Annotated in this window: 4 protein-coding genes; all 4 read left to right on the forward strand. The window is 28.9% G+C overall.

Annotated features, from left to right (window positions below):
- A partial coding sequence (locus HNP67_RS06770) for a DUF693 family protein (RefSeq protein WP_184125802.1) occupies positions 1–524 on the forward strand: 524 nt, incomplete at its 5' end.
- Between the two features lie 24 nt (positions 525–548).
- On the forward strand, positions 549–1,094 hold the full coding sequence (locus tag HNP67_RS06775; protein WP_184125804.1) for a DUF777 family protein: 546 nt from the start codon (positions 549–551) through the stop codon (positions 1,092–1,094).
- 29 nt (positions 1,095–1,123) lie between these two features.
- Complete coding sequence (locus HNP67_RS06780) at positions 1,124–1,456, forward strand: DUF2634 domain-containing protein (protein WP_184125806.1); 333 nt, start codon at positions 1,124–1,126, stop codon at positions 1,454–1,456.
- Positions 1,453–1,521 (forward strand): DUF276 domain-containing protein (locus tag HNP67_RS06785; RefSeq protein ID WP_184125808.1); only part of this gene is annotated, 69 nt, incomplete at its 3' end. The genes HNP67_RS06780 and HNP67_RS06785, both read left to right, overlap by 4 nt.

A 1,521-nucleotide genomic window follows, 5' to 3' on the forward strand; every position in this document is an offset into this window, starting at 1 on the left:
GAAAATTAGAGAACAAAAACTTCAAGGGGAAAACGGTGCAAGAGGCAATAGAATCTGTATTTCCTAATCGCAATATTATTAATATGGACAAAGAATATCGTCTTAAAATCATTGACAAAGATATTTATGCCACAACACCAAAAGAGTTTGTTGAAAAAATCAAAGGAATATATATTCACGACGTAATAGCTGATGTTGGCGGTGACAGCTTTGATGTTGAATGTAATTTTATATTTACTAATGATAGAACAATTGAAGCAGATGAAAATTACAAGGCTTTAGAAGATTATGGACTTGAATTCATACCACAACAAGAAATTGCTATTGAGGGCGAATACAATATAAGACGTGTATATTGGAACGCACAAACATTTTACACACATAAACTAAAAATTGGCGATAAAGTTTCATTTATTGATGGACTAGGAAAAATGATAAAAACCACCATAAAAGAAACAAGTGCAAGACTTAGCAACGCAGGAGAGTGTTCATTAATACTTAAATTAAAGGATGATTCTGATTAAATATAGAAAGTAAAGGGGATTAAAATGACTAAAGACTATAAAATTTATAGAATGAACCAGCGCCTTTATGGGCATGCATTAGCACAAGAGGACGTTAAAAATTGGATTTATTCAAACATTTTCATAATTAAAATTGGCACTGTAAAGGATTTTAAACAACAAACTCAAGAAGCTATTGTTACAATACCCGAATTTGAAGATTTAGAAATTCACACAAAAAATATTTCTAATATCAGTTTAGAACTATCAAAAGGCGATAGCGTTTTACTACTTCAATCAAGCGTTAATATTTTTGATAAAAATAATGATATTCACTTTGACAAACATCATTTTTACATACTTAGTGCAATTAGCCCAAAAACATTAAATCTAATCTCTGATACTGTTAAAATTAAAGCAAACAATAACATTGAAATAGCTAACCAAACAACTAGCTTAAAAAACATTCTAGATAATATTGTTAGTGCTATCAATGGCATATCTATCATAGGAGACTCAACTATTAACTATGCAAGCCTACGAGCTGAAACTTCTAGAATTACTGCTGATATTAATAGTTTATTTAAGTAATTTTTGCTAAATATGGTATAATTACTAGTATGGATTTAAGATTAGGCAACAATTTTGAATTAGTATTTAATAACGATTTATCACTTGTTGATGGAATTGAAGAGCAAAAACAAAGATTTTTGATATTTTTAAAAACCTTAAGGGGGAGTTTAAGCTATGCTCCTAATTGGGGACTGGACTACTTCTTACTTTTAAAACTGTTAAAAATTAATAATCTTCACGCTGTAAAAAATTATTTTCACGAAATATCTAAAGAACTTAACTTAGATTTAATAAACATTTCTACTATTATTCAAGACAACAAAGTGCATATATCCTTTTTTTTCTCAGGCGATGTTTTGAATATGGAGTTTAATTTATGAGTATTGTTTTTGATTCTGATTTTGGCATTCTAAAGCGTACAATTAAGGATATATTACGGGCCAAA

The sequence above is a fragment of the Borreliella californiensis genome, from assembly GCF_014205885.1.
Lineage (GTDB): Bacteria > Spirochaetota > Spirochaetia > Borreliales > Borreliaceae > Borreliella > Borreliella californiensis.

What these genes read in the sequence shown, in the direction of transcription:
- HNP67_RS06780 (WP_184125806.1), top strand. Translation starts at nt 1,124, where the DNA reads ATGGATTTAAGATTAGGCAACAATTTTGAATTAGTATTTAATAACGAT.
- HNP67_RS06775 (WP_184125804.1), top strand. Translation starts at nt 549, where the DNA reads ATGACTAAAGACTATAAAATTTATAGAATGAACCAGCGCCTTTATGGG.